Origin of the sequence: Mesorhizobium sp. M7A.F.Ca.CA.004.04.2.1 (assembly GCF_004022825.1) — a bacterium.
In the GTDB taxonomy this organism is placed as follows: Bacteria; Pseudomonadota; Alphaproteobacteria; order Rhizobiales; family Rhizobiaceae; genus Mesorhizobium.
On sequence record NZ_RZPH01001846.1, the window covers coordinates 1 to 380 of the forward strand.

The window sequence follows — 380 nt, forward strand, 5'->3', positions numbered from 1 at the left end:
ATCAATGGCGGTGTGCTCGGCGTCAGCAAGCTGGCGAATGGCGGCCAGGCAAGCAGCATCGGCGCCTCGTCCAACGCGGCGGCCAATCTGGTGATCGGCAACGGCTCGACGTTGCGCTACACCGGTAGCGGCGACACGACTGACCGGCTGTTCACGCTCTCGGCCGGCACCAGCTTCATCGAATCCTCAGGCACGGGCGCCGTCGTCTTCAGCAACACGGCCGCGGTTACCTATTCCGGCAGCGGCCCGCGCACCATCGCGCTCGGCGGCACCAATACCGCGCTCAACATCATGGGCGGGGCGATCGCCGACGGCGCCGGCGTTGCCGGTGGTGCCGCCATTGCCGATCATCAGATTGCCGTTGTTGATGACGGTGTTGC

Annotated in this window: 1 protein-coding gene; it reads left to right on the top strand. The window is 66.6% G+C overall.

What is annotated here, in order from left to right; translation table 11 throughout:
* Positions 1–380 (top strand): hypothetical protein (locus EN893_RS38545; RefSeq protein ID WP_164901587.1); only part of this gene is annotated, 380 nt, incomplete at both ends.